The organism is Vagococcus sp. WN80Y (assembly GCF_059621045.1).
The window spans coordinates 204,669-228,481 of record NZ_JCAQHY010000001.1 but is presented as its reverse complement, the minus strand read 5'-3'; the positions used below and the strand labels follow the sequence as shown (position 1 = coordinate 228,481).

Below are 23,813 nucleotides of genomic sequence, written 5' to 3'. Positions count from 1 at the left end.
TAATATCTATACATTCAATTATTATTAACGCTCTCACTTAACTTAATTATGACGCTAACTAGCAGAAAAGAGACTGCTCTGAAGTCAGCCATAACCTAACATTCCATAACAGTCTCTTTTACTAATCTAATACGTTGAAAATTCTTTTCGAATGCCAGAAACTTCCTCAATGATTTCATCTACTTCTAAGACCATTTCCATCATGCCAATCTGTTCATCATAAACAGCCGAATCAACAAATTCTTTAAATTCAGGTTCAAATATGTGATAGACAGCTAAACCTAGCTGAACATTTGTCAACGGCCCAGCATAAGTCGGATCGCCATTTGTAACTGTTTCAGCAGCTAGACCAGCCGCCTCATATTCCGCCCCACCTAAAAGAACAACGACATTCTCTGCCCCGTACTTTTCAGTTGCTTCCTTAACTCTTTTTTGGTTTTCCAAGTCCATGGCCCCTGCAGCCGTTCAAACAAAACACTCAGTAGATGAAAATACCACATCTGCTGATGTTCCTTTCAAACATTCTTCGATAGCTAAACCAGGAATACCATCGCGATCACCCATTACAACAATTTTTTTGTTTTCTAATGACATCTGTTTCTTCCTCCATCCTTTTAACAATATTCTTTTATTAATGCTTCCAAACGTTCTTTCGTCACTTCCTCTTTACCCAATTCAGCAACTTTTTCTCCTTTTTGATAAATCGAAATAACTGGTAGTCCCATTACTTTGTGTTTAATACAAAACCGACGAACGCCTTTTTGAGATGTATTAAACTTCGTAAATTTCAATTTATCCCCATAAGTCTCGGCTAAAGCTTTAACTGTTGGCATCAAAGCCAAACAACTTTCACAAGTTTCTCCCCACCAATCAATTAAGACAGGTTGTTCATAATTTGTAATTTCTTCATCAAAATTCTCCAATGTTAGCTCAATCATCTTTTCACCCCTATTTGTTATTTTGCTTCTAAGAATCGTTGAACTGCAAAGGCTGCTGTCGCGCCATCTCCAGTCGCTGTTACTACTTGTCGTAGAAGCTTTGGACGCACATCTCCAGCAGCAAAGACTCCCGATCTATTTGTGGCCATATCTTCAGATGTTTCGACATAGCCCCAATCATTTAACTTCAAATTAGATTTATAGATTGTTGTTCTTGGCTGATACCCAATAAAGACAAAAATTCCAAAAGTTCCGTCCTCTTCATCTGCCACAATCGTCTGCTGTTCATCAGTTCTAGTATTCCTAATAATCATTGATTCCACTAAGCCATCGCCACTAATTTCTTCAACAATTGATTCGTAAATAACTGTAATTTTTCCAGTTTTTTCTGCTTTTTCAATTGCAATCGCATCTGCAGTCAAATAGCTCAAATTTTGAATAATAGTCACTTTCCTTGCAAAATTAGTTAAAAAAGTTGCTTCTTCAACTGCTGAATTACCACCGCCAATTACGAAAACCTCTAGCTCTTCAAAGAAAGCTCCATCACACGTAGCGCAGTAAGATATCCCTTTACCTTGCAGTTCACGCTCACCTCGACAGCCAATTTTACGTGGGACTGCACCGTTTGCTACAATGATTGCTTGTGTTTTATAGACTGATCCATCTTGACATACAACCTGTTTCACTTCTGCCTCAATCTCAATCTCGATTACCTCTTTGCCTACCTCTATATTGGCCCCATACTTCTTCGCCTGCTCTACCATCCGTGCAATTAATTCAGGGCCAGAAGGTTCACCCTCTTTTCCGACAATTGAACCTGGAAAATTCGCAATTTCATGGGTTGACATTATTTGACCACCCAATTTTTCCCGCTCGAGAACTAATGTTTTCAAACGAGCTCGAGAATTATAAAGAGCTGCCGTTAAACCAGCTGGGCCACCTCCAATAATGATTACATCGTATATTTCAGTCATTTTTTCACCTTCCTCACACGTGAGACTCAGCCAACTAATACTCGACTATCGTCCATTCGCTTCGTTATATGTAAATCATCTAAATGTTCTAAAAATATTTTGGCATACTTGCGACTTGTTTGTAACATATCTCGAAACTCTGCCAAAGTCATAGCTTCATTTTTTTGCAAATAATCCTGCACCTGCTTGACTGCCCACCGATAGATTTCCATGTGTATAACTGTTTCCTGATTAAGATAATAAACGCTCTCCCCAATCAATGTTTCCAAAACAGCCGATGCCTCTGGATCATCATCAAGTAATTCTGACAAGCTAGGTGGCATCAAAGCAGCATCTAGCAGCATACGCTCGATTCTCTCTTTTACTTTTAATTGTTCTTTAGTAAATGCCACCCTAAAGTTTGCCAACCTAATTGATGTATGATTCGTTTCAACAAGTCGCTTCTCTTTCAATAATTCAACTATCGCTTCCGCTTCTCGTTGGTGCAAAGCCAAACGCGATCTAAGTTCTTCCAAAGGCATTCCTTGCTGAAGAGGATACAATTGGTGATATTGACTTAGCAGTTCTTGCATCCTTTCTCCAATCTCATTCAATTTCTGAGCACCGATGTAAGTTTGATTAACTTTAATCACTTGTCCTCTTTGAATTAATCCTGACAATTCCTCATTAATTGACATCAGATTACTATTCAGATATTCCGCTAAAATCTTTGCAGTCACAAAACTTGTCACCTTTTTGTTTAAGTAATCTAGCAAGACTGCTCCAGAATCTCCAGTTTCTTTTACTTCCAAACTCTCTAAAATAGAAGAACTGTAGCGTCGATGTTTTACCGCATTAGCTTCTAAAACAACACCACCAGCTATCGTAACCATCGGTGAATAAGACCTTAAAATAAATCGATCTCCTTGTTTAACCGCAATCTGTTCCTCTAAGCGTAATTGTACGAAACCTTCAGCACCTGCCGAAAGTTTTTCTGTCCCTAAAGGCACGACACGAGCCAAAACCTCATTTGTTCCAATGTGCACATGAACTCTGTCCCATAAACCTATTCCACCCTCAGTTGTAGCAAGTATTGATAATTTAACGTCAATCATCCAAGTCGGTTCAACATTATGTTTAACAGTCAAAACATCGCCACGCTTAATCTCAGCCAAGTTAAGTTTACTCAAATTTAGAGCCGTACGCTGACCAGCAAAAGCCTGCTTCTGAGAGGAATCATGAACTTGAATACTTCGAACTTTAGTCCGCTTTCCACTAGGATAAATACTCAGTTCATCGCCAACCTTAATAGAACCATCTAACAATGTACCAGTCACAATCGTGCCATGTCCTTTAACTGAAAAAGTCCGATCAACATTTAGACGTGGGCAACTCTCGTTATGTGTGGCCTTGATGAAGCTAACCTTTTTCTGAATTTCTTGCTTTAGCTCTTCCAAACCAATCCCGATCAGCGCATCTGTTTCGATTATTGGGGCATCCGCCAAAAGAGTTTCCACCAGTCCATTTTGAATATCTTCTAATACAAACTCACGCAACTCTTCATCAACTGTTGCAATTTTAGTTATTGCTACAATAAATGCCTCAATGCCTAATAATGTTAAAATATCGATATGCTCTTTCGTTTGAGCCATAACCCCTTCATTAGCATCTATTACCAACACAACCAAATTGATGCCAGTGACGCCGGCTAACATGTTTTTTACAAAACGTTCATGTCCTGGAACATCAACAATGCCGATACGCTCATCTAGTAAGTCAAGATAAGCAAAACCAAGATTAATCGATACGCCTCTTTCTTTCTCTTCAACTGTTGTATCTGTTTCAATCCCCGTTAACGCCTTAATTAACGTTGTTTTACCATGATCGATATGTCCTGCAGTCCCTATAACAATATTTTTCGTTAACATGCTAGTTTCCTCCTCCGTCGGGCTCAATCAATAACTTTATGAGTAAGAATGTGTCACAAGGGGTAGATAAATTTCATGTAATTATTCAAAAACGGTTTGAGTATCAATGTCGGTTTCTAATGCAACCAACGCTTTCTCAACAATCCCTCGACGTAATTTTTTCTCATCCTCTGAGCTCAAACTCGGATTTCCAAGAGGATGAGGTATAGCAATTGCTGGGACAATTCGGTTCGCTCCAACCGTCAATGAAATTGGTACGACCGTACAAATATGGACGACCGGTAGGCCAGTTTTTTCAATTTCTTTTACCATGGTTGCTCCGCAACGGGTACAGGTTCCTCAGGTTGAGGTTAAAATAACCGCTTGAACACCATCAGAAACTAATTTCTGAGCAAACTCAGCCGCAAAACTTTTGGCATTTGCTACAGATGTCCCATTGCCAGTTGTGGTATAAAACTTATTGTGTAATTCGCCAATACGTCCTTCTTTTTCCAAATCACGCATAACATCCACCGGTAGCACACGATCAGCATCTTGATTGGCGTACATCGGATCATACCCACCATGAGCCGTTTCAGAGGTTTCCTCTGTCAGGTCGGTCATTCCAGCAATACTATACTCACCATATTTTGACGCGCTCGAAGATTCAATATGGTCAGGATTCCCTTTGGGGACTATCCCTCCGGAAGTAACAAGAGCTACTTTAGCATGGGCCATATCCTTAATTGCTTTCCCTGGTTCTACATTGTCAAACTCGGGCATCGGAAATTCGGTCTGATAGGTTTCATTTCGCAATTTTTTTACCAACATATCAACAGCTCTAGCAGCTCCCCGCTCTTCTGCTTCAAAATTTTTACGATGACGAACCACATAGTGATCGGCAAGCGGATCAACTGATTCACCAGCAAGTAACTTCTTCACTAAACTTGCCATTAAGGGCACTGCTTTTCTCATTGCTGCGGCAGATTTACCGACTGACACAATATAAGCATCTTTTTTATACAAATCAACTCCTGGATTTTCCTCGTACATTCCTGTTACAACTGGAATCCCTAATTTTTTATTAACAGCTTTAGCAACTGCTCCGCAAGCTACGCCATACCGACCAGCATTAAACGCAGGTCCCGCAATGACCAAATTAGGCTCAAACGATTGAATCATCTCTAATACTTTACTCTCAGCCTGCTCCATATTTTCGCCAAAATAGCTATCGCCACAGACAACCGTTCCAACGATTTCAATATCAGTTCCCAAGGCACCTGCAAAAGCCATCCCTGGTCCAATAATCTCAGCTTTCTTAAATGGTTCTGTTCCTGCAAATTCTTCACCACCAATCCCAGCATAAAACTGATTGATGTAATGAACGACTCTATATCTAGTCATATTAACCTCCTTATAACTTTTTATATCTCCTAATTCCCTCTAGCCGACATCTTATTAAAGCCTAACTCATTAGTTGCTCCAGTAATTGCTTGAATTTCTACCTCGATACTTCCATCTTCGCGAAGGCTACCATCAAAACCACCAGCAATCACATCCACATAATCATACTGACCAATAAGTCGCTTCATCGGCGGTAAAATTATGGTTTCATTTGCATTACCACCAGTTACCACCGCAGTTGCTAATTTATCAGCATCTGCTAAGGATTGGCTAGCTCCGTCACGACCGGCATACTCGTCGGTCACTATGACCGTTTTAATCCCTTTTTGTTCAATTTTTTTACAATTCATAATCAAATCAGTATCTGGGTTGCCAAAGCCTTCTTGCGTTATAATTACACCATCTAAGCCAAAGTACTCAGCCAGTTTTGCTGTCCAATCACTAGAACGTTCTTTATCAGCCAAATAGACAGTTTCATTGGTTATAATGACCCCAACAAAATTAACTTCTTTTCCATGCTTTTCATATAACTCCTCAATAACTGGATTATTCAAGTGATGATAAGTTGTATTTTTATCACAAGCAGAAACACAATTACCGCTAATAATAGCTCCGTCCATGATTTCTGTTGGATAGAGAAAAGTTGGGACAATATGCTTGGCATCCGTTCCATACACATAACTATCGTGTAATAACCCTTGTGTTTGCAACATATAAACATAACCAACTTTTGGTAAATCTGGATACTGAGCTGCTTGTTCAAATAACGGCAGCGTCTCATAAACCGTTAACTCATCAGGCTCAATCTCTTGTCCTAATTTGCCCAAGTATTCCGCCACTTTCAGGCCTGCAAAACGCGCGGCTTCTTCATAACTATGAGGCTCTAATCCTGCTGCTGGTTCTAATTCAAGACAAATATTAATCAGTTTTGAAAAAGGGGTCTTTTCCGCACCAGGACCTGTCATATCGACAATTCCTTCTTGGAAGCCGACAATTTTCCCTACAGTTGTAACACCACATCCTTTTAACACATGAGTTCTTCCAGATCCTACGATACTCACCTTATTAATGACTCCTGGAAATACCCCACCACTGCCGGAAACTTTGCATCGTGGTTCAATCACATCTTTGACAGGCGTGATTCTGACACTGTCTCCTGGCTTCGCAAGCTCAATCTTACAAGACTTAATCCGTTCATCACTTAGTACCAGATGATTAATTTCTTCTTCATTTAGATAAAGAGTGCCATCAACCACCTTTGCTACTTTCCCAATAACAACATCTTTAATTATAATCTTACCTAGCTCAAGTCTCATTTCTTCACCTCAATTCAGTTTTTTTGTTACCAGTATCCATTCAGTACAATTGAGTTGCAAGTTCACTCCCTTAGTTTATTTATAAATTTGAGACATACTAACATCATTTAACGTATTAGCATTCGCTCAAATGTACTTTCCATTAAATAATAATCAACATACGCAAAATCCTTTAGCACTGTCGTAGACCAATTGGGACGGTGCTTGTTTGAAATAAATAGCTCATAGATTTCTAACGCTTGTTCAATATACTCTAAGCTAGACAAATCAATCTCTTTTCTATCATTTTCACCTAGGATAATTGACTTATAATAGGTTTCATTTGGCTTGATACTACCGCTTAGAGGGTGGGTCAATAACACCATGTGTTGATCTATTACAGCCCTTTTTACTTTGATTAAAATCTCTCCAAGCTCTACTTCATAATAATTGATTAGCAAGGAGGCTCCACAATTTGCAACCATCGGATTATTTGTTATAAGAAACATTGATTTTCTTCACTCCAAATAGAACTATTCTTTCATCCGCAATAGTTGTCCTAAAATAAGCAATATCTCTTACTTTTGGACAGGCATGATGAAAAACATAGTCCTGATAATTTTTTTTAAACTGACTAAAAATTTTGAACAACTTAGAGCTCAACCGCTCATCATTGCTCAGTTGTCACAAATTATTAAAAATTATTAATTGAGTATCTATCACAATGAACACCCTTTCATTTAACAAGTTAAGTATATCACAAATAATAAGGATTGATAGTGAAAATATCTATAATGCCCCCTATTTACTATCTTTCAATCAAGTTCGACCAAACACAAAAGATAGCGTGATCTCGTTATTTTAAAATTACTTTTAACCCCTCATCATTGATTAATCCCAGTAATATCAGCCTTTTTTATAAACTATTTTACAGTTACTATCAAATCCTCTGTTACGTTTTCACTTTCAATCGACGCTTTAATCGATTGACCCTAGCTAATTATTAATTAAAACTTTTCATATAGTGTTCTAAAATCATTTAAAATACATTATTGTTTTTATTTAACGTTATAATAAAGGTCATCTATTTATTACTTTACAGGAATTTCTTCTAAGATAAGGCAGTCAAGCTAGTAGCACATCCTAGCTTGACCGAATTATCATAGACAATCTATAATTTTAATGAGCTAACCAATCCAGCCAGCAATTACACTCGTAACAAGGACAGACGTAATTGTAACAGTAGAAAAACCAGCAATAATCATTTTAGGTAAAATCTGTCCTTCAATTGCGGCTACTTCAGCTTCATTTTCTCCCACACTTTTAGCTGCTTCTTGACTTAAAATCATTGTGCCCGGAAATCCATAGAGCGAGGTTAGACCAACAGCAATCGACATCAGTAGACTGTATCCCAGTAGTTTCCCGGCTATGACTGAAAACAAAATGCTCCCACTAACTCCAACTAAAAATGATAGACTTATGGGAACTATTAATTCGAATAAATCCTGTGGTTGAATCGTTGCTAGCGGACCAAAAATAATAATCAAAATTCCCAACATCATCAACCCATAAGCATCAATTCCAGTCAGAATATTCGCTTTAAGAATTCCTAACGCTCTCAACGTTACACCTAACAATAACGCCACTATAAATGTGTTTAGCACGCCATTAGTTGCGTTATTTATGAAGGTTGAAACTAAAACTATCACCCCAACTACAAAAAGAGTTCCGGCAGTTGTTTGAAACATTTCTGGAAGTTTGCCTTTTTCGTTTACTTGATCTGCTTTTTTCTGAGGTATTTTTAATGTCCCTGCACGATACTCCATTTGCAGGCGTTTCGCCTCTTTTCGCAAAATAAGTGAGGTAAAAGGAAAGCCAATCAGCCCCTGAAGAGCTGAAATCAATACGGGTAACACTGCAACTGAAACCAAACCAACAGCTAAAGCCGCTTCTTGGACAATAATAATTGAAATTGTACCACCACTAACTGCTCCAATAGCCGCAATCGCATAATTTCTACTTTCAAATAACGGGCCTACCAACAGTAAGGCAACGGTAATCCCAATAATCGCAGAAATACCAATCACGACTGTTTTCCACTGTTGCTTAAGCTCGTCCAAACTAATCATCGTTCCAATATGAACAATAATAAAGCCAACAACGGTCGTTCCAAGTGGCAATAAGGATGAGCTAGTTAAGATATCCTCTGGTAAAAATTTTGTCTTAAAGCCAATTAGAAAAATAAGTGACGCAACCAATAATGATGAAATCAAAGAATTCGTTTTTTTAGAAACAAAATCACTAATTGTCCATACCAACATAATAATCGTAAACGCTAAGACTGGATTCATTTTTATCACTCCTAATTTTTAGCTTAATGGCAAATAAGTAAACCCCAACCCATGAACCTCTGAAACATTATAAGCGATCACAAATGACTGATTATCAATTTCATCAATAACCTTTAAAATCGCTGGATACTCTTGATTACTTAATATAATCATCAACATATTCTTTTCGCGACCAGTATAACCACCCTCCACTGAAAAAACAGTAATCCCTCTGTTCATTTGACTAAAAAGCGCTTCTTTGATTTCTTCTACATGATTTTCGCTCATTATCATAACGGCCTTTCGCCTCTTTAATCCAGTCTCAATGTAAGTCATGACAATCGAGGTAATCACTAAAGAAAAGATAGCGAGCAGAAATTCTTCAAATCCGAACACCACAATATTGAATAACACAATCACAGAATCGGTTGCTAATAACCCGATCGACGTACTTAATCCAAAATATTTTTTAAAAATTAAGGGTGGGATAGTAGTTCCCCCACTTGAAGCGCCAATTTTATATAAAATAGCTACACCAGTAGCAAAAATAGCACTTCCGAAAAGAACTGACAATAAGCGATCAGTCGTTACCATTATTTCCGGCACAAGAGCAAGAGAAATTGGTAATAGGATACTCCCAATTACAGTATGAACTAGATAACTTTTACCTAAAAATAAGTAAGTAATAATCAGCATTAACCCATTCAATACCAAGACAACAAGAGCTCTATCTATACCAAAAAATTGTTCAGCCAGAATTCCAATACCGCTGACACCTCCTGCCGCAATATGATGGGGCCCTAAAAACATGTTAATACTAATCCCGATTAACCCAATTGCAAGTGCCACAATTGGCACTTGCTTCACCAAACTTTTCATCCTACTCGCCTCTTTTCTCACAAATTCAGTAAGCGCTTTTAACCAGTTGAACGGCAAGTTCGACTGCTTTTAACAGCTCGTTAATGGGAATAGATTCTTGTAAGGTGTGAATGTTTTCATATCCAATCGACAAATTCACAGCCTTTTTCCCTCTAGCGTTAAAGATATTGGCGTCGCTCCCGCCACCACTCACATCAAAGCGAACCTCGCGTCCAATAGCTTCTATTGCAGATACGGCCATGCCTACTACAGACTCTTCTTTACTGAACCGATAGCCAATTGACTTAATATCCGTTGAATAGTTGATCTTACCACCAAAGTCTCGAGCACTTTCTTCAAATGCTGTCACTATTGCCATCATTTGTTTCGTACAGGCCTCACGAGAAAGCGATCGAACTTCCGCGGTCACTAAAACATTATCGGCAACAATATTTGTTGCGGTTCCACCGTTAATAGTTCCAATATTAGCCGTAGTTTCACTATCCAATCGACCTAAGGCCATTTTAGAAATCGCATTAGCTGCTATTTCAATGGCAGATACACCTTTTTCTGGCTCTAAACCAGCATGAGCTGTTTGCCCAACAATTTCAACTTCTAACCCCATTAATGTCGGGCTAGCCATCGTGATACTGCCGACACGTCCTCCATTATCTAACACAAATCCAAAACTCGATTTCAACTGAGCAACATCAAAAGCAGAAGCACCAACTAATCCGATTTCCTCACCAGGGGTTAATACAAACTCAATTAACCCATGAGGCAATTGCTCTTCCTGAAGTACTTTGATTAGTTCCAACATTACCGCAATTCCCGCTTTATCATCCGCTGCTAAAATGGTTGTCCCATCAGAATAAATGACTTCTTGGCGAATCTCTGGCCTGATTTCCACGCCAGGTGTGACCGTATCTATATGCGCCGAGAAAAAAAGAGGGGAAACCTCTAATGTTCCTTCTAACTGACATAATAAATTATTAGCCCCTAGTCCTGTTTTAGCCATAGAATCATCTTCAATTATCGTCAACCCTAATTGTTCAAATTGCTGTTTTAAATAGGCTTGAAACCTCCCTTCATTTCCTGACTCTGACTCAATCTTAACCAATTCAATAAAAGTCTCCACGACACGTTCCATACCTGTTACAACCTCCTTTTTAAATTAAACTATCTACTCTTTAAAGCCCCAAAAGCAATAAAACAACTAACTCCTTTCTCTCTTATTACCCAAGGGTCAGGTTACCATGTTCTAAGTTAATTTTCTGTTGTTACTTTTTACACATTATGACAAAAAAAGATAAATAAAGCTACTAATTAAACTTGCACAAAAACCAACTTATCTGTTATTTATTGCCATCTCCTTATCACCTATCGTCGCTTATAAAACACAGTAAAAAAATAAAGATAGTCTATAAAAAAATAAAACGATCGTTATTTATTATGACTTTTATCATTAAACAAATTTCCAATATTAGACAAAAAAAACATGAGATTAAAGATGTGTGGCAAGTTCGCGATTGGATAAAAATCTATCAAGAATTTGGTGAAGAGGGTTTGATACGCAAGCGACAAAATGAGGGTTATACTAGTCAATTTAAGCTAGATGCGATAGAGTTATATCAAACAAGTGAGATGTCCTATCGTGAAATGGCCAATAAACTTGGAATGACTAATCCATCACTGATTGCGAACTGGATGCGGAAGTTTCGAGAAGAAGGCATCGAAGGACTCTCTTCAATAAGTCCTAACGAAAAAAGTGGGATAAAAGCAGATTAATTATCTACTTTTATCCCACCCTCTTCGGCTTCATTGTAAAAAGACTCATTAAAGAATTACCTGAGCCGATCATTACGTTTAGCTAATTATTTTCTCACCGTGTCACATGATGCGTGACACTACTTAATTTTTTGTTTACTTGTTAATTATTCAGATTGGAAGATATCTACTCCACACAAGCCCCAGTTCAAGGCGCTATTACTTGGTTATACGAATTAAATTCCTACATCTCATTCATGTAGTTCAACCTTACCACCACTTTTTTGTCACATACCGCGTGACACTACTCCATTTTTTAATAACTTTTAGTTGCTCAAAATCGGAAATATCTATTCCACACAAGCCCCAGTTCAAGGCGCTATTACTCGGTTATACGAATTAAATTCCTACATCTCACTCACGTAGTTCAACCATACCGCCACTTTTTTGTCACATGCCGCGTGACACTACTCCATTTTTTTAATCGCTTTTAATTGCTCAAAATAGGAGACATCTATTCTACACACACTTGTTCAAGTCTCTATACTTGGCTATACGGATTAAATTCCTACATCTCACTCGCATAGCTCAACCATACCACCACTTTTTTTGTCACATGCCGCGTGACACCACTCCATTTTTTTAATCGCTTTTAATTGCTCAAAATGGGAGACATCTATTCTACACACACTTGTTCAAGGCTCTATACTTGGCTATACGGATTAAATTCCTACATCTCACTCACATAGCTCAACCATACCACCACTTTTTTGTCACATGCCGCGTGACACCACTCCATTTTTTTAATTAATTTATACCCAGTTAACTCGCAACACGATTTCAATTTGAGCCTCTCAAATTTATAGGAAAATTGACCACTATCGTTATCCTTCAAAAATAGAAACCCAAAATCATGCGTGATAGTATCATGCATAAAATAACGAAAAATTAATCCAAATTCACTATTACCACTGACTTCAGATTAACTTTTAATCACAAATCATCTATTGCGTGATTTCATCACGCATCGGTAAAAATTGGAAAGTCAATCTGTTATTTAATAACACTTTAGCCAACTATTTCATGTAATTTACTCATTATATCACGCTCACCGCCTAATTGGAAGCGTTTTTCTTGATTATCTCAAATAGAATGGTTTTCGGTAATAATCCTGAGGAGGGCTCTCGATCAGCAGGATAAAGCTCACGATAGACCTCTGTCATTTGTTGAGGATAGCTCATTCCCTTATTGCGAATCTGTTGAAAAGCTTGGGATATCGCCTCTTGGTGTTCCTCATTAAACTCAGCAAAAGCCTGATAGTTCAGGGTTTCATCGGAATCCGTTCCAAAGCATAGGCTATCAACCTCAAGAGTCTGTAACAGCTTTACTCCTCCCTCAGCAAAATAATCAGCCGACTGAACAGCATAAGCAACCGGTAATTCTATTACCAAATCCGCCCCATAATTCAACGCAACTTCCGCACGACGCCATTTATCTAAGATAGCTGGTTCTCCTCGCTGTAAAAAATTCCCACTCATTACTGCCACAACCACATCGGCCTTACTAACCTGACGAGCCTTCGCTAAATGATAAGCATGTCCATTATGAAACGGATTATATTCTGTTATAATGCCACAGCTCTTCATTCAATCTCCCTCCTCTCCAACAAATCAGTCTTATTCTATCCTGTCAATGAAATTAGTAAAGAGCTTGGGACATAAGTCCTAACGAAAAATCCAGATACCAATCAAATTGATTGGCATCTGGATTATTTTTTAGTATTAAAATAAGAACACCTTTGCTAAAATAAAAGTGACTAAACAAATAAACTAACGAGGTGTCCTTATGTTTAAAAATTATACCACAAATCAAGTCATTCTTCCTCTAGATTTTAGTTTTCAGTTAGAAAACAATAATATCGCAGATGCAGGCTACGGAGGAGAAGAAAATTATCAAGCTGTTTTAGAAGAGCATGAGCGAACACCGCTCATCACTTATGCCATGTATCATAAAGAACAAAAGAAAAAATTTAAACAAAACCCGTTCCTTCCCGCAAACTGGCCTTATCAGGAATTAGATGATACGTTTCTTTGTCCTGATGGGCGAAAAGTGATAAGAATCGCGAGATTCAAAAGAACATGAACTGGGAATACTTTAAAGCAACGATACAACAACTCCCGTCAACGAAAAATTGACGTTGAACCAGCTTTCGGCCATTTGAAGGCTTGTTTAGGTTTCACTCGGTTCTCTGTTCGAGGAAAACAGCAGACGCACAATGAAATTGGGTTTGCGCTAATGGCTGTATATTTGAGGAAGTATAGGCTAAGTAAGTGATCAAACAAGACGAATTCTCCCAATAAACTAAAAAACAGAAGACTGAAAATCATTTTTACGATTTTCGGCCTTCTGTTTTATTTATCTTGAGACTAATGTCCCAAGCTCAAAAAGTCCAACTTTTAGGGGTCACTACAAAGCCAACAAAGGCTAATCGCTGCTTTTTTCTATATAAGTTTCGTCGGATTCAACCGATTATCGGGATCAAAAACTTGTTTTATTTCACTCAGATACTTGAGATAAACAGGATTTGTCTCTTTCAAGAAATACTCTTTTTTCAACAATCCAATACCGTGTTCAGCCGAAGGCAACCCTTTCTGATTAGATATATAGTGATAAAGGTCACTTAATAATTGAGCTAAGCGAGTCTCCCACTCTTGTTCTGGCAACTCTCGTCGCATGATGCACGCATGAATGTTCCCGTCGCCTGCATGGCCAAAACAGACAATCGGCAGTTCGTAATGGTCACCTAAAGCTTTCATGAAGCTTATGGTTTCCGTGATCTTATTAATTGGTACGACTACATCTAACGGTTCTTGTTGACTAATCTTTTCAATTGCCGCAACTATGTTACCTCGCAACTGCCAAACTTGATCTGCAAACTGACCAGACAGTGTCAGTTTGTCTAAACCACCATTATTATTAGCAAGCTGAACTGCCTGGTTAATCCGGTCCGTCAGCTCAGTAATCGTCTGACCATCGACCGTTAATAGTAAATAAGCAGAGCCATAACTTAGTGGCAACTGAAATCCAAGGTCTTTTTCACTATACGCAATGCCCTCTTTTTCAAAAAACTCCAATGCTGTCGGCTCAACATGGCTTGAAATTATATCTAGAACCGTTTTGGAAATTGCTTCTAAATTTGCAAAAGAAATTAACATTGATTGACTAACCTTTGGCGGTACTATAACCCGTAATTGAGCCCTTGTAATAATTCCCAATGTTCCCTCTGAACCAATAAAAAGATCTTTTAAATCATAGCCTGAACTGTTCTTTTCAGTGATACTTCCTACTGGTAAAGTTTCTCCACTCAACAAGACTATTTCTAAGCTACGCACATAATTCCGAGTTACTCCGTACTTTACAGCCCTCATTCCACCTGCATTTGTCGCGATTGTTCCCGCAATAGTTGCCTCTTTAGAGCCTGGATCTGGCGGATAAAAATACCCTTTTTCAGCTACATATGATTGAATTTCTGCTAAAGTCACACCAGGTTCCACAGTCAACGTCAGAGTTTCAACATCAAAGTCAATAATCTGGTTCATTTGAGAGAAATCCAACAACACTTCTGAGCGAACAGGTAAAGTAGCACCTGTTAACCCAGTTCCAGCGCCTCTAACAATCAGACTTAAATCAGCAATTTTAGCATATACAACTAAATCAACGACTTCTTCAGTTGTCAGAGGAAAAACCAAAGCGTATGCCTCTCCTTTTCTACCTGTTACTGAATCTACCAAATAGCGATCCGGTATCAACTCAGATTTAATGACACGTTCTTCGCCACAGATCTCAATTAGACGTTTCATTCTATCCCTCCCACGATGTGCCACAAAATAAGTACTTACTTCTTCAAAGCACGTGCAAAAAAATCACCAATCCACTGAATGACCTGCACAATAATGACCAGTAGGATAATAACCACAACTAATACGCCTGTTTCGTAACGGTAATAACCATATTGAATAGCTAAATCGCCTACACCACCAGCACCTATTGTTCCAACCATCGCTGAGTAACCAATCAGACTAATAATAGTCAAAACGATCCCTCTAATTAAACTAGGAAGACTCTCAGGAAAGATGACCTCTTTAAAAATCAAGGACTTACTTGCCCCTGTTGCAATAGCTGCCTCTAAAACTCCGTGATCAACTTCCGCAAAAGCTCCTTCTGCAATTCGAGCAAAAAAAGGTATCGCAGCGATTGTTAATGAGACAGCCCCACCACTTGGTGTGTAAGGGTCACCAGCAATAATGGTTGCTAGAGGAATTAATACCACCATCAAAATCAGAAAAGGTAGAGAGCGAACTGCATTCACAATAAAACTCATCATCGAGTAAAGAACACCCTTTTTCATGAAAAGCGGGTGGCTAGTATAATAGAGTAATAATCCCAACGCACCACCAATTACTAAGGCAATCGCTGTTGCAATCAACACCATTTGCGCTGTTTGTAACAGTGCTTTGGGTAATTCTTGTTGAAGAATCTGCCACGTTTCATTCATTAAACCTTCTCCTTTCCAATGATTTTTAAGGTATCCACTTGTTCACGTATCAAACCAATCGCTCGTTCAATCTCCTCAGGCTCGCCATCAGCATGAATAATAAGTCGCCCAATGGCTTTATTTTGAATGTATTCAATTTTGCCATGAGTAATGCTGAGCAGCACAGGGATTTGGCGAGAAACGTTAGCGATTAGCGGTTCTAATGCATTATCATCCAAATAAGTCAGTTCCAAAAGTACACCTGATGAAAACTTCTGCAACAATTCATTTGGAATAACCAAATTCATATGTCGACCCACCAGCTTCTGTGTAAAAGGGTGTTGAGGCTTACCAAATATTTCAAATGTCTCATTTTGTTCAACTATCTTTCCATCTTGCATAACTGCTACACGATGGAAAAGGCGTTTGGCAACTTCCATTTGATGGGTAATAAAAACAATTGTTAGTCCTAACTGGCAATTAATTTTTTCTAGTAAATTAATAATTTCCTCCGTCGTTTCCACATCTAACGCACTAGTCGCCTCATCGCATAATAAAATCTCTGGGTTATTCGCTAAAGCTCGAGCAATCCCCACCCGCTGCTTTTGCCCCCCTGACAAATTAGCAGGATAATCGTTAATTTTATCACTGAGATCAACTAACGTTAATAGCTCCTTTACGCGCGTTTCTCGTTTTTCCTTAGGGTAATTAGCGGCCTTCAAAGCAAAAAGAATATTCGCTCCAATCGTCTTATTACTAATTAAATTAAAATGCTGAAAAATCATGCCAATTTTTTTTCTCAGGTCACTTAAACTTTTCCCTCGTACTTGAGTCACATCTTGCCCATCAATTAGTATTTGCCCATTCGTTGAAACCTGTAACAAATTCATGGTCCTCACAACCGTACTCTTACCGGCACCACTCAGACCAACAATTCCGAAAATCTCTCCCTTTTCTACTTTTAAAGAGACATCATCCACCGCTGTAATTTGACGTTTTTTTTGCTGGAAGTGAACTGACACATTTCTTAATTCTATTTTACTCATACTTATGCTCCTCTATAATTAAGGCCAACTATTTCCAAGATTCCGGCTGATCAAAATCTTTAAAATCAGATGTTTTGATGGCTGCTTTAAATTCATCACTAGCTAGAACGTCGGCCAACGCTTTACCAAAATCAGACTCTTTATCTTCCGTACGAACTGCAACGATATTTTTATATTTTTCTTGCAACGTTTCTAAAGCAAGAGCATCTGCTGGGTTTAATTCAGCCGCCCATGCAAAGTTACCAGGTATTAAAGCAATATCAACATTCTCTAGCGAACGAGATAACTGCGCGGCATCTAACGCTTTAAAATCTAATTCTTTCTTATTTTCATCAATATCGTTAACCGTTGCTTTAGTTTCATCAATTCCATCTTTAATCGTGATCAATTGATTGGCTTGTAGTAATTGCAGTGTTCTCGCTAAATTAGACGCATCATTAGCAATTGATACCTTTGCTCCTTCTGATAAATCGGCCAACGCTTTTAATTTGTCAGAATAAATCCCCATACCTAATGTTGGTACTTGACCAACTGCTGTCAAGTCTAGGTCGTTATCTGCTGCAAACTTTTCTAAATAAGCAGTATGCTGGAACAAGTTGGCATCAATCTTTTTCGTTGCCAAAGCTTTATTTGGTTGAACATAATCATTAAATAATTTAGTTGTCACCGCATATCCTTTCTCCTTCAATAATGGCGCAATGACGTCTGTCACCATGTCACCGTATGGTCCAGGACAAACACCAATAACTAACTCCTTCGACTCTTTACTAGCTTTATTGGCATCAACCTTCTTTTCTTCTTTTTTTCCGCAAGCAACAACACTCACTGACAATAAGCCTACTACTGCAACTAATACTAATTTTTTCCATTTTTTCATGTTAAATTCCTCCAATTTTTTGTATAAAAATAGCCCTCGCCCATATAGTGCAATTCACTATAAGGACGAACGCTTAAAAGACTCGTTTCGTGTTACCACCTTAATTTGTCAGTATTTCACAATACCAACCTTAAACAGTCATTGACTGCTTCGCTATAACGGGCGCTCCCGTAGTTAGCTTACAACTCGCTCACCAACTCTGCTCAAAGTCCATCTTCTAGAATACAACCATTTTATCTCTTTTCAGCTTCCGAGACTCTCTTGTAAAATAGGTCTTCTATACTCTTCTTATCACTGCATTTTTTCTTCATTTTTATTAATCATTTTCTCATTAATTACTAATTATATAGAATATCTGCCAGAAAGTCAAGATTTTTTAGTCCTTTTCACCATTAAACTAACTTTAAACAAAACTAAAAGTTTTCCTATAATTAAGACATTGCAATTGCAATTGCTCAATATCCCTTATATAATCAACATATATAGGAAGTGATGATAATGTTCATAAAAGAAGCTACTTTTCAAAAACGAATTCGCTCAATTAGACACCTTGAACGAAATTGGTCAAGATACAAGAAACATTTTCCAAATGAAACTTGGGGCTTTAGATACCGCATTACTGTAGAATCCTATATATACAGAGATAAACAGCACATTTTTCAACAAATCATTAAAATCCCTTTTACAAAAAAAGTCTATATTTCTAAACGAAATTACCAACAATTAAAAAAATATGTCAAAATTTCTCGGCTTTTACGAACAAGCTTAAAAAAAAATCAACCGCAAACTCGCCATAAAGACAAAACCTACCAAACTGACCCATAATTTAGGGCTCGAGCATTTTTTAATCGAGCCGATCTCAACTCACGCTATTCTCGTCGCATCCCTTGTCTAAAAAGACTCACAGCAAGCCACATCAGGACACCACCATAACCTAACACAACAATCAAGTGTGGGCCTACCTGCTGATAATCCAAACTAATCGACAGTCTTCCCATCTCAACTCCATGGCTAAATGGCAAAATATCTGCTAGCCGTTTAAAAATACCACCAACCATATCTGGATTGAACCAAGCACCACTAAACCAAGCAGTCAAATTGGTCAACAACGCGCCGCAGACACCTCCTACTTGCTTCTCATTCAATACAGTCCCACACAGTAGCCCAAGGCCGATAAACACAACGCTACTTGGGATGACTAACACATATGAAAAGAACACTCCTATCGTCACTTTCATCCCTAAAAAAATCCCAGTAAGATAACACAATCCACTCTGAATCAAGGCAATTGGCACTAATGGTAAGCAATAGCCTACAATAAAGTTTGTGGCAGTCATTGGACTCGTATAAAGCCGCGTTAACAACGACGAACTTCGATCTTTAGCAAGTAAAGAAGCGCTAAATAGGGACATAAAAGACAAACCAAAAATGGCAATCCCTGGAACAAGCAACTCTATTTTAAAAACATCTCCTGGAATTTTTTGCTGAATGGCTGATAAAAGTAGCAATAGTACTAACGGAAAGATAAAGCAGAAAAATAAATTAAGCGGATCTCTTAAAATTTCTTTGGCTGTCCTAACTGCAAATACTTTCGTTCTCACAAACCTTCACCTACCATATCCATAAAGATTTCTTCGAAGGATTTTCCTTCTTCCCTTAATGAGGCAACTGTTCCAAAAGCAATAATCTTTCCAGATTTCATCACACAAATGTTATCCGCTAAAGCCGTCGCCTCTTCTAAATAGTGTGTCGTCAAAATAATCGTCACTTTCCCTTTTAGTTGTTCAATTGCTTGCCACAGTTGCCGTCTAATAACGATATCTAATCCTAATGTCGGCTCATCCAAAAACAAGACCTTCGGCTCACTAATTAAGGCCATAGCAATGCTGACTCTTCTTTGCCAGCCTCCTGATAATTCTTTGCCCTTCTTTTTGATAACTGACGCTAAATCAAACAACTCAATCATCTCACTAACTTTTGCTTCCATTCGTCTTTTTGGATGATAAATCCCTGCCATCATTTCTAAATTTTCTTTCACAGATAAATTACCCGCAAATGCATTTTCTTGGGGAGAAATACTAATCAATTGCTTAATCTGCTGATAATCGGTTACGATTCCTTTTCCTAAAACCGTCGCATCCCCACTAGTTGGTTTCGCCAATGTTCCTAGCAGTTTAATTAAGGTCGTTTTTCCTGCACCATTTAAGCCTAGTAAAGCGGTAATTTCCCCTTTCTTAAAGGTAGCAGACACCTCCTCGACTGCCACAGTTTTTCCATAGGTCTTAGTTAGATGAGACATAACAATTCCTTTTTTTGTCAATACGTTTCAAGCTCCTTTTTTAACTGATGTCCCCTCCCGTTAGATCAATAAAATTCATCAAGCTTCGTTGGTGCATAATCGCTAGCCCTCTTTCTTCATCACCTAACAATAATAATTGGTCCCCAGCTTCAATTTTAAAAACGTCTCTTGCTTTTTTAGGAATCACTATTTGGCCACGCTCCCCAACAGTCACTGAACCAAAAAAGTGTTTTCCTTTTGGAGGTATCATAAGACCTGCTCCCTCTTCTGAATAATTAACTAAGTCATCAAGTGTCACTTTATAGACCTCCGCTAATTTTTGGCAGCTAATTAAATCTGGCTGTGACTCACCGCCCTCCCATTTTGCAACAGCTTGTCGTGATACTCCAACGATTTCCGCTAGTCTTTCCTGTGTATAGCCATGAACTTTTCGTAATTTCAATAAATTCATACTTAACATATTATGCTTACCTCCTACTATTAGTTTAATCTCTATAACAAAATACTCTACCAACTCATCCTAACATATTTGTACGTTTTAGTTGCCTAATTATTATCATCCTCCTTCTCTAAAATAACCGCATAAAAATCAAGTAATCGAATTGGTTAAATTATTCCCATTATATGCTGTTTTATCGTATAATGGAGGATAAATAAAAAGAATAACAGGTGTCCTTATGAATTTATCACAAACAATCACTCAAAACGAGTTAACATCTATTTTATTAAATGTCGCAGTTATTAGACCTGTCTTCATTGTCGGCGCGCCAGGTATCGGAAAATCCGCCTTAGTAGAAAAGTTTGCGGAAGAGGTTGGGCTTCCATGTGTCTCATTGTTAGGCTCTCAGCTCGCGCCAGAAGATATTATGGGCGTCCCACAAATTATCAATGGCAAAACAGAATTTTGTCCCCCACAAATGATTGCTAGAGACGAGCCTTACTGTCTCTTTTTAGACGAATTGAATGCGTGCTCAACTGAGGTACAAAAAGCCTTTTACAGTTTAATTCACGATCGACGAGTTGGTAATTATGAGTTACCAGAAGGTTCAATTATTATTGGAGCTGGTAACCGCGCACAAGATAACGCAATTGTTAAAACAATGTCATCTGCACTTGTTAACCGCATGTTCTGCGTCGAAATGGGCGTATCAGCGGAAGAGTGGCTAGAGTGGGCTTATTCTGCCAAGCTTCACAAGGATATTTTAGATTATATCCAAACTAGACCCGATCACCTCTGGTCTCAGCCACCTAAAACAGAAGAGCCCTTCTCCACACCGCGCTCTTGGCACATGCTAAGTGACGCTATGCTAGAATATGGCGATGAGTTGACAGCTACCTCACTTGCAGTCCTAGCCAGCGGTTGCTTAACACCCAGTCACGCTGTCCAATTCACTGCCTTTAGAAAAAATCGAAGCAGTAAATACACACTAAAAAACATCATTGATGGAGAAAGTCACTTTCCTTCTGATCCGAAAGATCGAGATTTACTTTATTTTCTGGCACAAGCTTTTAGAGCCGATTTAAAGCAACAACTGCCCTCCCATAAAGAAATGCTCGATAATCGCGGCAAACAATACGTTCATCGAATTAAATCACTAATGAAGGATCTAGCTCAAATTTCTTTAGAAATGGCACAAGTAGTGGTCGCAAAAGAGAACAGTCAGAAAGATTTACCAGATTGGTTTCTAATTGATATTGTTCGGGATCTGCCTCGTTTGGCGAAAAAATAGGAGGCTACTGCGTGAAAAAGAAAACAAAAAATAAAAAAATCACAAACCAAGAACTAGCAGAATTAGGCCGAGACCGATTAAAAGGACAAACCATTTTTAGCTTCCTATTCCAGCGTGTCTCTATCGTCATCACTAAAAATGGCTTTGATCATGATAAATCCTATGGTTATGTGACAAATCAAGGCCACATTTATTTGAATAGTCAACGCCGTGCCTCCCCAGAAGATTGGTGCTATGTCTTAGCTCATTGTCTGCTTCATTTAGCATTGGAACACTTTACTTGGCATGAGCAGCCCCAACTATGGAACCGCGCCTGCGATTGCTATATATTTCAATTTTTAGCTGATATGGGGATGAAAGCGCCAGATGATTTACAAGTCTCATTGCCTTTTCAAGGAAAAACCGAAGAAGAATGGTACGAGCATTTTTTGCTAAACGGCTACAATCAAGAGCTTGACTTTGTGAGTACCAATGGCAAAGGAAAACTTGATCTGAAAGCAGTCGAGCTCAATTCATTTGATTTAGAAAGAATCAATGACTATTCACGCTTATTTGCAATCGGAATCTCTGAATCTGTTTCCGAAGCAATGGCAAAAATTTCTGGTGACTCTTTCTCAACAAATCACTCACTAGCTGAAAAAGCAAAAAAGTGGTTTGTTGACCACTACCCACTTCTAGGCGCATTTGCTAGTAATTTTAAACTGGTCGAAGACCCTCGAATTTGCCAAGAACAGGATGTATCAGTTGCCGCAATAGATGTCTATCAACAACTCATTTACATCAATATTGCCGCAAATTTAAATTTTGAAGAATTGAAATTTGTCATGGCTCATGAATTTTTACACGCTGGCCTAGGTCATGCCTCTCGACTAAACGGACGAGATCCATACTTTTGGAATGTAGCTTGCGACTATGTGATCAATGATTGGCTCATTCAAATGAAAGTAGGAAGCGTACCTAAAATTGGTTTATTGTGGGATGAGGAGGTGCGTGGCCTCTCAGCTGAAAGTATTTATGATCGAGTAACTCAAGATATCCGCTTTTATCGAAAAGTTAGAACCCTTCGCGGTATTGGCTTAGGAGATATCATTTCCGACAAACACGTCACACAAATTTCAACAATCAATGCGCAATCAATTGACGACTTTTGTCGCAATGCTATTTCTCTTGGCTTAACCTATCATCAAGAACAAGGCCGCGGATTTTTACCCCGAGGTCTAATTACTGAAATTCAAGCGCTATATCTGCCACCAATATCTTGGGATGTTAAGCTGGGACATTGGTTTGACAGTCACTTTTCTCCCATCGAAAAGAAGCGGACATACACTCGCCTCAGTCGCCGTCAAAGCGCTACACCAGCTATTCCAAGACCTTCGTATCACTGGCATGAAGACGAGCTGAAAAATCGCACCTTTGCCGTCATTATTGATACTTCCGGCTCCATGGATCAACGAACTATCGCTAAGGGGCTGGGAGCCATTTCGAGTTATGCTCGTGCTAGAGATGTCCCACTTGTCAGAGTGATTTTTTGCGATGCAATGCCCTATGATGTCGGTTATTTATCACCTGAGGATATTTCAGGAACTGTTCAAATTCAAGGGCGTGGTGGAACGGTCTTACAGCCTGCTGTTGATTTTTTGCTCAGACAAACTGATTTCCCCAAAGATGGTCCTATTCTAATCATTACTGATGGCTATTGTGACGAATTAACTATTAAAAGACCTCATGCCTATTTAATGTCAACTAAAGGACGGCTCCCTAGAAATGCCAAGGGAGAAATTTTTAGAATCACGTAGAAGACGTTATTCTTGCTGCTCACAAAAAAAGAGAAGGAGGCTGAGATTAGCCCTCCTCCTCCTTCAAAATAACAAACTA

22 protein-coding genes, 2 pseudogenes and 1 other annotated feature are annotated in these 23,813 nt (G+C 38.6%); of the genes and pseudogenes, 6 read left to right on the top strand and 18 right to left on the bottom strand.

The genetic code is table 11. The features are described from left to right. Positions 1–126: 126 nt before the first annotated feature. The 10 genes from grdA to AC5KOD_RS01070 all read right to left on the bottom strand — a co-directional run bounded on the left by grdA (position 127) and on the right by AC5KOD_RS01070 (position 10,835). Positions 127–594 (bottom strand): glycine/sarcosine/betaine reductase complex selenoprotein A, encoded by a 468-nt coding sequence (gene grdA, locus AC5KOD_RS01115; protein ID WP_496912705.1) that lies wholly within the window; start codon positions 592–594, stop codon positions 127–129. Positions 595–614: 20 nt separating this feature from the next. After that, positions 615–938 (bottom strand): thioredoxin TrxA, encoded by a 324-nt coding sequence (gene trxA / locus AC5KOD_RS01110; RefSeq protein ID WP_496912704.1) that lies wholly within the window; start codon positions 936–938, stop codon positions 615–617. Positions 939–955: 17 nt separating this feature from the next. After that, complete coding sequence (locus AC5KOD_RS01105) at positions 956–1,912, bottom strand: NAD(P)/FAD-dependent oxidoreductase (RefSeq protein WP_496912703.1); 957 nt, start codon at positions 1,910–1,912, stop codon at positions 956–958. A 26-nt stretch (positions 1,913–1,938) separates the two neighbouring features. Continuing rightward, positions 1,939–3,819, bottom strand: a complete 1,881-nt coding sequence (gene selB, locus AC5KOD_RS01100) for a selenocysteine-specific translation elongation factor (RefSeq protein WP_496912702.1) — start codon at positions 3,817–3,819, stop codon at positions 1,939–1,941. 81 nt (positions 3,820–3,900) lie between these two features. After that, positions 3,901–5,202 carry a glycine reductase complex selenoprotein B gene (grdB, locus tag AC5KOD_RS01095; RefSeq protein ID WP_496912701.1) on the bottom strand — a complete coding sequence of 434 codons (1,302 nt, stop codon included), beginning with the start codon at positions 5,200–5,202 and terminating at the stop codon, positions 3,901–3,903. A gap of 29 nt (positions 5,203–5,231) precedes the next feature. Then, positions 5,232–6,518 (bottom strand): glycine/sarcosine/betaine reductase component B subunit, encoded by a 1,287-nt coding sequence (locus AC5KOD_RS01090; RefSeq protein WP_496912700.1) that lies wholly within the window; start codon positions 6,516–6,518, stop codon positions 5,232–5,234. A 107-nt stretch (positions 6,519–6,625) separates the two neighbouring features. After that, positions 6,626–7,006, bottom strand: a complete 381-nt coding sequence (locus tag AC5KOD_RS01085; protein WP_496912699.1) for a GrdX family protein — start codon at positions 7,004–7,006, stop codon at positions 6,626–6,628. Between the two features lie 678 nt (positions 7,007–7,684). Beyond that, the gene (locus tag AC5KOD_RS01080) at positions 7,685–8,848 is read right to left on the bottom strand and encodes a hypothetical protein (RefSeq protein WP_496912698.1); all 1,164 of its coding nucleotides are present in this window, start codon (positions 8,846–8,848) and stop codon (positions 7,685–7,687) included. Between the two features lie 18 nt (positions 8,849–8,866). Next, entirely contained in the window at positions 8,867–9,706 is an 840-nt protein-coding gene (locus AC5KOD_RS01075; RefSeq protein WP_496912697.1) for a YitT family protein, read from the bottom strand. Between the two features lie 25 nt (positions 9,707–9,731). Then, on the bottom strand, positions 9,732–10,835 hold the full coding sequence (locus tag AC5KOD_RS01070; RefSeq protein ID WP_496912696.1) for a M20/M25/M40 family metallo-hydrolase: 1,104 nt from the start codon (positions 10,833–10,835) through the stop codon (positions 9,732–9,734). A gap of 326 nt (positions 10,836–11,161) precedes the next feature. On the opposite strand from AC5KOD_RS01070, the pseudogene AC5KOD_RS01065 reads away from it, so the two are divergent. Next, positions 11,162–11,431, top strand: a pseudogene (locus AC5KOD_RS01065) (helix-turn-helix domain-containing protein); the annotation flags it as partial. A 1,142-nt stretch (positions 11,432–12,573) separates the two neighbouring features. Here the strand turns inward: AC5KOD_RS01065 and AC5KOD_RS01060 are convergent. Next, positions 12,574–13,098, bottom strand: a pseudogene (locus AC5KOD_RS01060) (nucleotidyltransferase family protein); the annotation flags it as partial. 199 nt (positions 13,099–13,297) lie between these two features. On the opposite strand from AC5KOD_RS01060, the gene AC5KOD_RS01055 reads away from it, so the two are divergent. Further along, a complete protein-coding gene (locus AC5KOD_RS01055) occupies positions 13,298–13,594 on the top strand; it encodes a hypothetical protein (RefSeq protein ID WP_496912695.1) in 297 nt (98 codons plus the stop codon). Positions 13,595–13,669: 75 nt separating this feature from the next. Next, positions 13,670–13,786, top strand: a complete 117-nt coding sequence (locus tag AC5KOD_RS01050) for a hypothetical protein (protein ID WP_496912694.1) — start codon at positions 13,670–13,672, stop codon at positions 13,784–13,786. A 167-nt stretch (positions 13,787–13,953) separates the two neighbouring features. Here the strand turns inward: AC5KOD_RS01050 and AC5KOD_RS01045 are convergent, their stop codons facing one another. The 4 genes from AC5KOD_RS01045 to AC5KOD_RS01030 are packed head-to-tail and all read right to left on the bottom strand — an operon-like array spanning position 13,954 to position 17,909. Then, the gene (locus AC5KOD_RS01045; RefSeq protein WP_496912693.1) at positions 13,954–15,312 is read right to left on the bottom strand and encodes an FAD-binding oxidoreductase; all 1,359 of its coding nucleotides are present in this window, start codon (positions 15,310–15,312) and stop codon (positions 13,954–13,956) included. Between the two features lie 35 nt (positions 15,313–15,347). Beyond that, entirely contained in the window at positions 15,348–16,007 is a 660-nt protein-coding gene (locus AC5KOD_RS01040) for a methionine ABC transporter permease (RefSeq protein ID WP_496912692.1), read from the bottom strand. Next, positions 16,007–17,032, bottom strand: coding sequence for a methionine ABC transporter ATP-binding protein (locus tag AC5KOD_RS01035; protein ID WP_496912691.1), 1,026 nt, complete (start codon positions 17,030–17,032; stop codon positions 16,007–16,009). The genes AC5KOD_RS01040 and AC5KOD_RS01035 overlap by 1 nt, the downstream gene beginning before the upstream one ends. Before the next feature lie 28 nt (positions 17,033–17,060). Continuing rightward, positions 17,061–17,909: a MetQ/NlpA family ABC transporter substrate-binding protein gene (locus tag AC5KOD_RS01030; protein WP_496912690.1), complete on the bottom strand. Its 849-nt coding sequence runs from the start codon at positions 17,907–17,909 to the stop codon at positions 17,061–17,063. A 58-nt stretch (positions 17,910–17,967) separates the two neighbouring features. After that, positions 17,968–18,213: a binding site (T-box leader), on the bottom strand. 194 nt (positions 18,214–18,407) lie between these two features. Between AC5KOD_RS01030 and AC5KOD_RS01025 the strand changes: the two genes are divergently transcribed. Beyond that, positions 18,408–18,734 carry a hypothetical protein gene (locus AC5KOD_RS01025; protein ID WP_496912689.1) on the top strand — a complete coding sequence of 109 codons (327 nt, stop codon included), beginning with the start codon at positions 18,408–18,410 and terminating at the stop codon, positions 18,732–18,734. A 44-nt stretch (positions 18,735–18,778) separates the two neighbouring features. On the opposite strand, the gene AC5KOD_RS01020 is transcribed toward AC5KOD_RS01025, so the two are convergent. Genes AC5KOD_RS01020 through AC5KOD_RS01010 form a run of 3 tightly spaced genes read right to left on the bottom strand, consistent with a single transcriptional unit; the run spans position 18,779 to position 20,668 of the window. Then, entirely contained in the window at positions 18,779–19,510 is a 732-nt protein-coding gene (locus AC5KOD_RS01020; RefSeq protein ID WP_496912688.1) for an ABC transporter permease, read from the bottom strand. Next, entirely contained in the window at positions 19,507–20,229 is a 723-nt protein-coding gene (locus tag AC5KOD_RS01015; protein ID WP_496912687.1) for an ABC transporter ATP-binding protein, read from the bottom strand. Before AC5KOD_RS01015 ends, AC5KOD_RS01020 begins: the two co-directional genes overlap by 4 nt. Before the next feature lie 19 nt (positions 20,230–20,248). Then, the gene (locus AC5KOD_RS01010) at positions 20,249–20,668 is read right to left on the bottom strand and encodes a helix-turn-helix domain-containing protein (RefSeq protein ID WP_496912686.1); all 420 of its coding nucleotides are present in this window, start codon (positions 20,666–20,668) and stop codon (positions 20,249–20,251) included. A 217-nt stretch (positions 20,669–20,885) separates the two neighbouring features. Here AC5KOD_RS01010 and AC5KOD_RS01005 point away from each other — a divergent pair, with 217 nt between their 5' ends. Together AC5KOD_RS01005 and AC5KOD_RS01000 are read left to right on the top strand one after the other, a co-directional pair. Further along, positions 20,886–21,938: an AAA family ATPase gene (locus AC5KOD_RS01005; RefSeq protein WP_496912685.1), complete on the top strand. Its 1,053-nt coding sequence runs from the start codon at positions 20,886–20,888 to the stop codon at positions 21,936–21,938. An 11-nt stretch (positions 21,939–21,949) separates the two neighbouring features. Next, on the top strand, positions 21,950–23,734 hold the full coding sequence (locus AC5KOD_RS01000) for a vWA domain-containing protein (RefSeq protein WP_496912684.1): 1,785 nt from the start codon (positions 21,950–21,952) through the stop codon (positions 23,732–23,734). The last annotated feature ends 79 nt before the right edge of the window (positions 23,735–23,813 follow it).

Excerpts from the sequence above, each read along its gene's own strand:
- AC5KOD_RS01080 (WP_496912698.1), bottom strand. The coding sequence starts at position 8,848 with ATGAATCCAGTCTTAGCGTTTACGATTATTATGTTGGTATGGACAATT.
- AC5KOD_RS01075 (WP_496912697.1), bottom strand. The coding sequence starts at position 9,706 with ATGAAAAGTTTGGTGAAGCAAGTGCCAATTGTGGCACTTGCAATTGGG.
- selB (WP_496912702.1), bottom strand. The coding sequence starts at position 3,819 with ATGTTAACGAAAAATATTGTTATAGGGACTGCAGGACATATCGATCAT.
- AC5KOD_RS01005 (WP_496912685.1), top strand. The coding sequence starts at position 20,886 with ATGAATTTATCACAAACAATCACTCAAAACGAGTTAACATCTATTTTA.
- AC5KOD_RS01105 (WP_496912703.1), bottom strand. The coding sequence starts at position 1,912 with ATGACTGAAATATACGATGTAATCATTATTGGAGGTGGCCCAGCTGGT.
- AC5KOD_RS01025 (WP_496912689.1), top strand. The coding sequence starts at position 18,408 with ATGTTCATAAAAGAAGCTACTTTTCAAAAACGAATTCGCTCAATTAGA.
- AC5KOD_RS01045 (WP_496912693.1), bottom strand. The coding sequence starts at position 15,312 with ATGAAACGTCTAATTGAGATCTGTGGCGAAGAACGTGTCATTAAATCT.
- AC5KOD_RS01070 (WP_496912696.1), bottom strand. The coding sequence starts at position 10,835 with ATGGAACGTGTCGTGGAGACTTTTATTGAATTGGTTAAGATTGAGTCA.
- trxA (WP_496912704.1), bottom strand. The coding sequence starts at position 938 with ATGATTGAGCTAACATTGGAGAATTTTGATGAAGAAATTACAAATTAT.
- AC5KOD_RS01030 (WP_496912690.1), bottom strand. The coding sequence starts at position 17,909 with ATGAAAAAATGGAAAAAATTAGTATTAGTTGCAGTAGTAGGCTTATTG.
- AC5KOD_RS01085 (WP_496912699.1), bottom strand. The coding sequence starts at position 7,006 with ATGTTTCTTATAACAAATAATCCGATGGTTGCAAATTGTGGAGCCTCC.
- AC5KOD_RS01090 (WP_496912700.1), bottom strand. The coding sequence starts at position 6,518 with ATGAGACTTGAGCTAGGTAAGATTATAATTAAAGATGTTGTTATTGGG.
- AC5KOD_RS01010 (WP_496912686.1), bottom strand. The coding sequence starts at position 20,668 with ATGTTAAGTATGAATTTATTGAAATTACGAAAAGTTCATGGCTATACA.
- AC5KOD_RS01040 (WP_496912692.1), bottom strand. The coding sequence starts at position 16,007 with ATGAATGAAACGTGGCAGATTCTTCAACAAGAATTACCCAAAGCACTG.
- AC5KOD_RS01035 (WP_496912691.1), bottom strand. The coding sequence starts at position 17,032 with ATGAGTAAAATAGAATTAAGAAATGTGTCAGTTCACTTCCAGCAAAAA.
- AC5KOD_RS01055 (WP_496912695.1), top strand. The coding sequence starts at position 13,298 with ATGTTTAAAAATTATACCACAAATCAAGTCATTCTTCCTCTAGATTTT.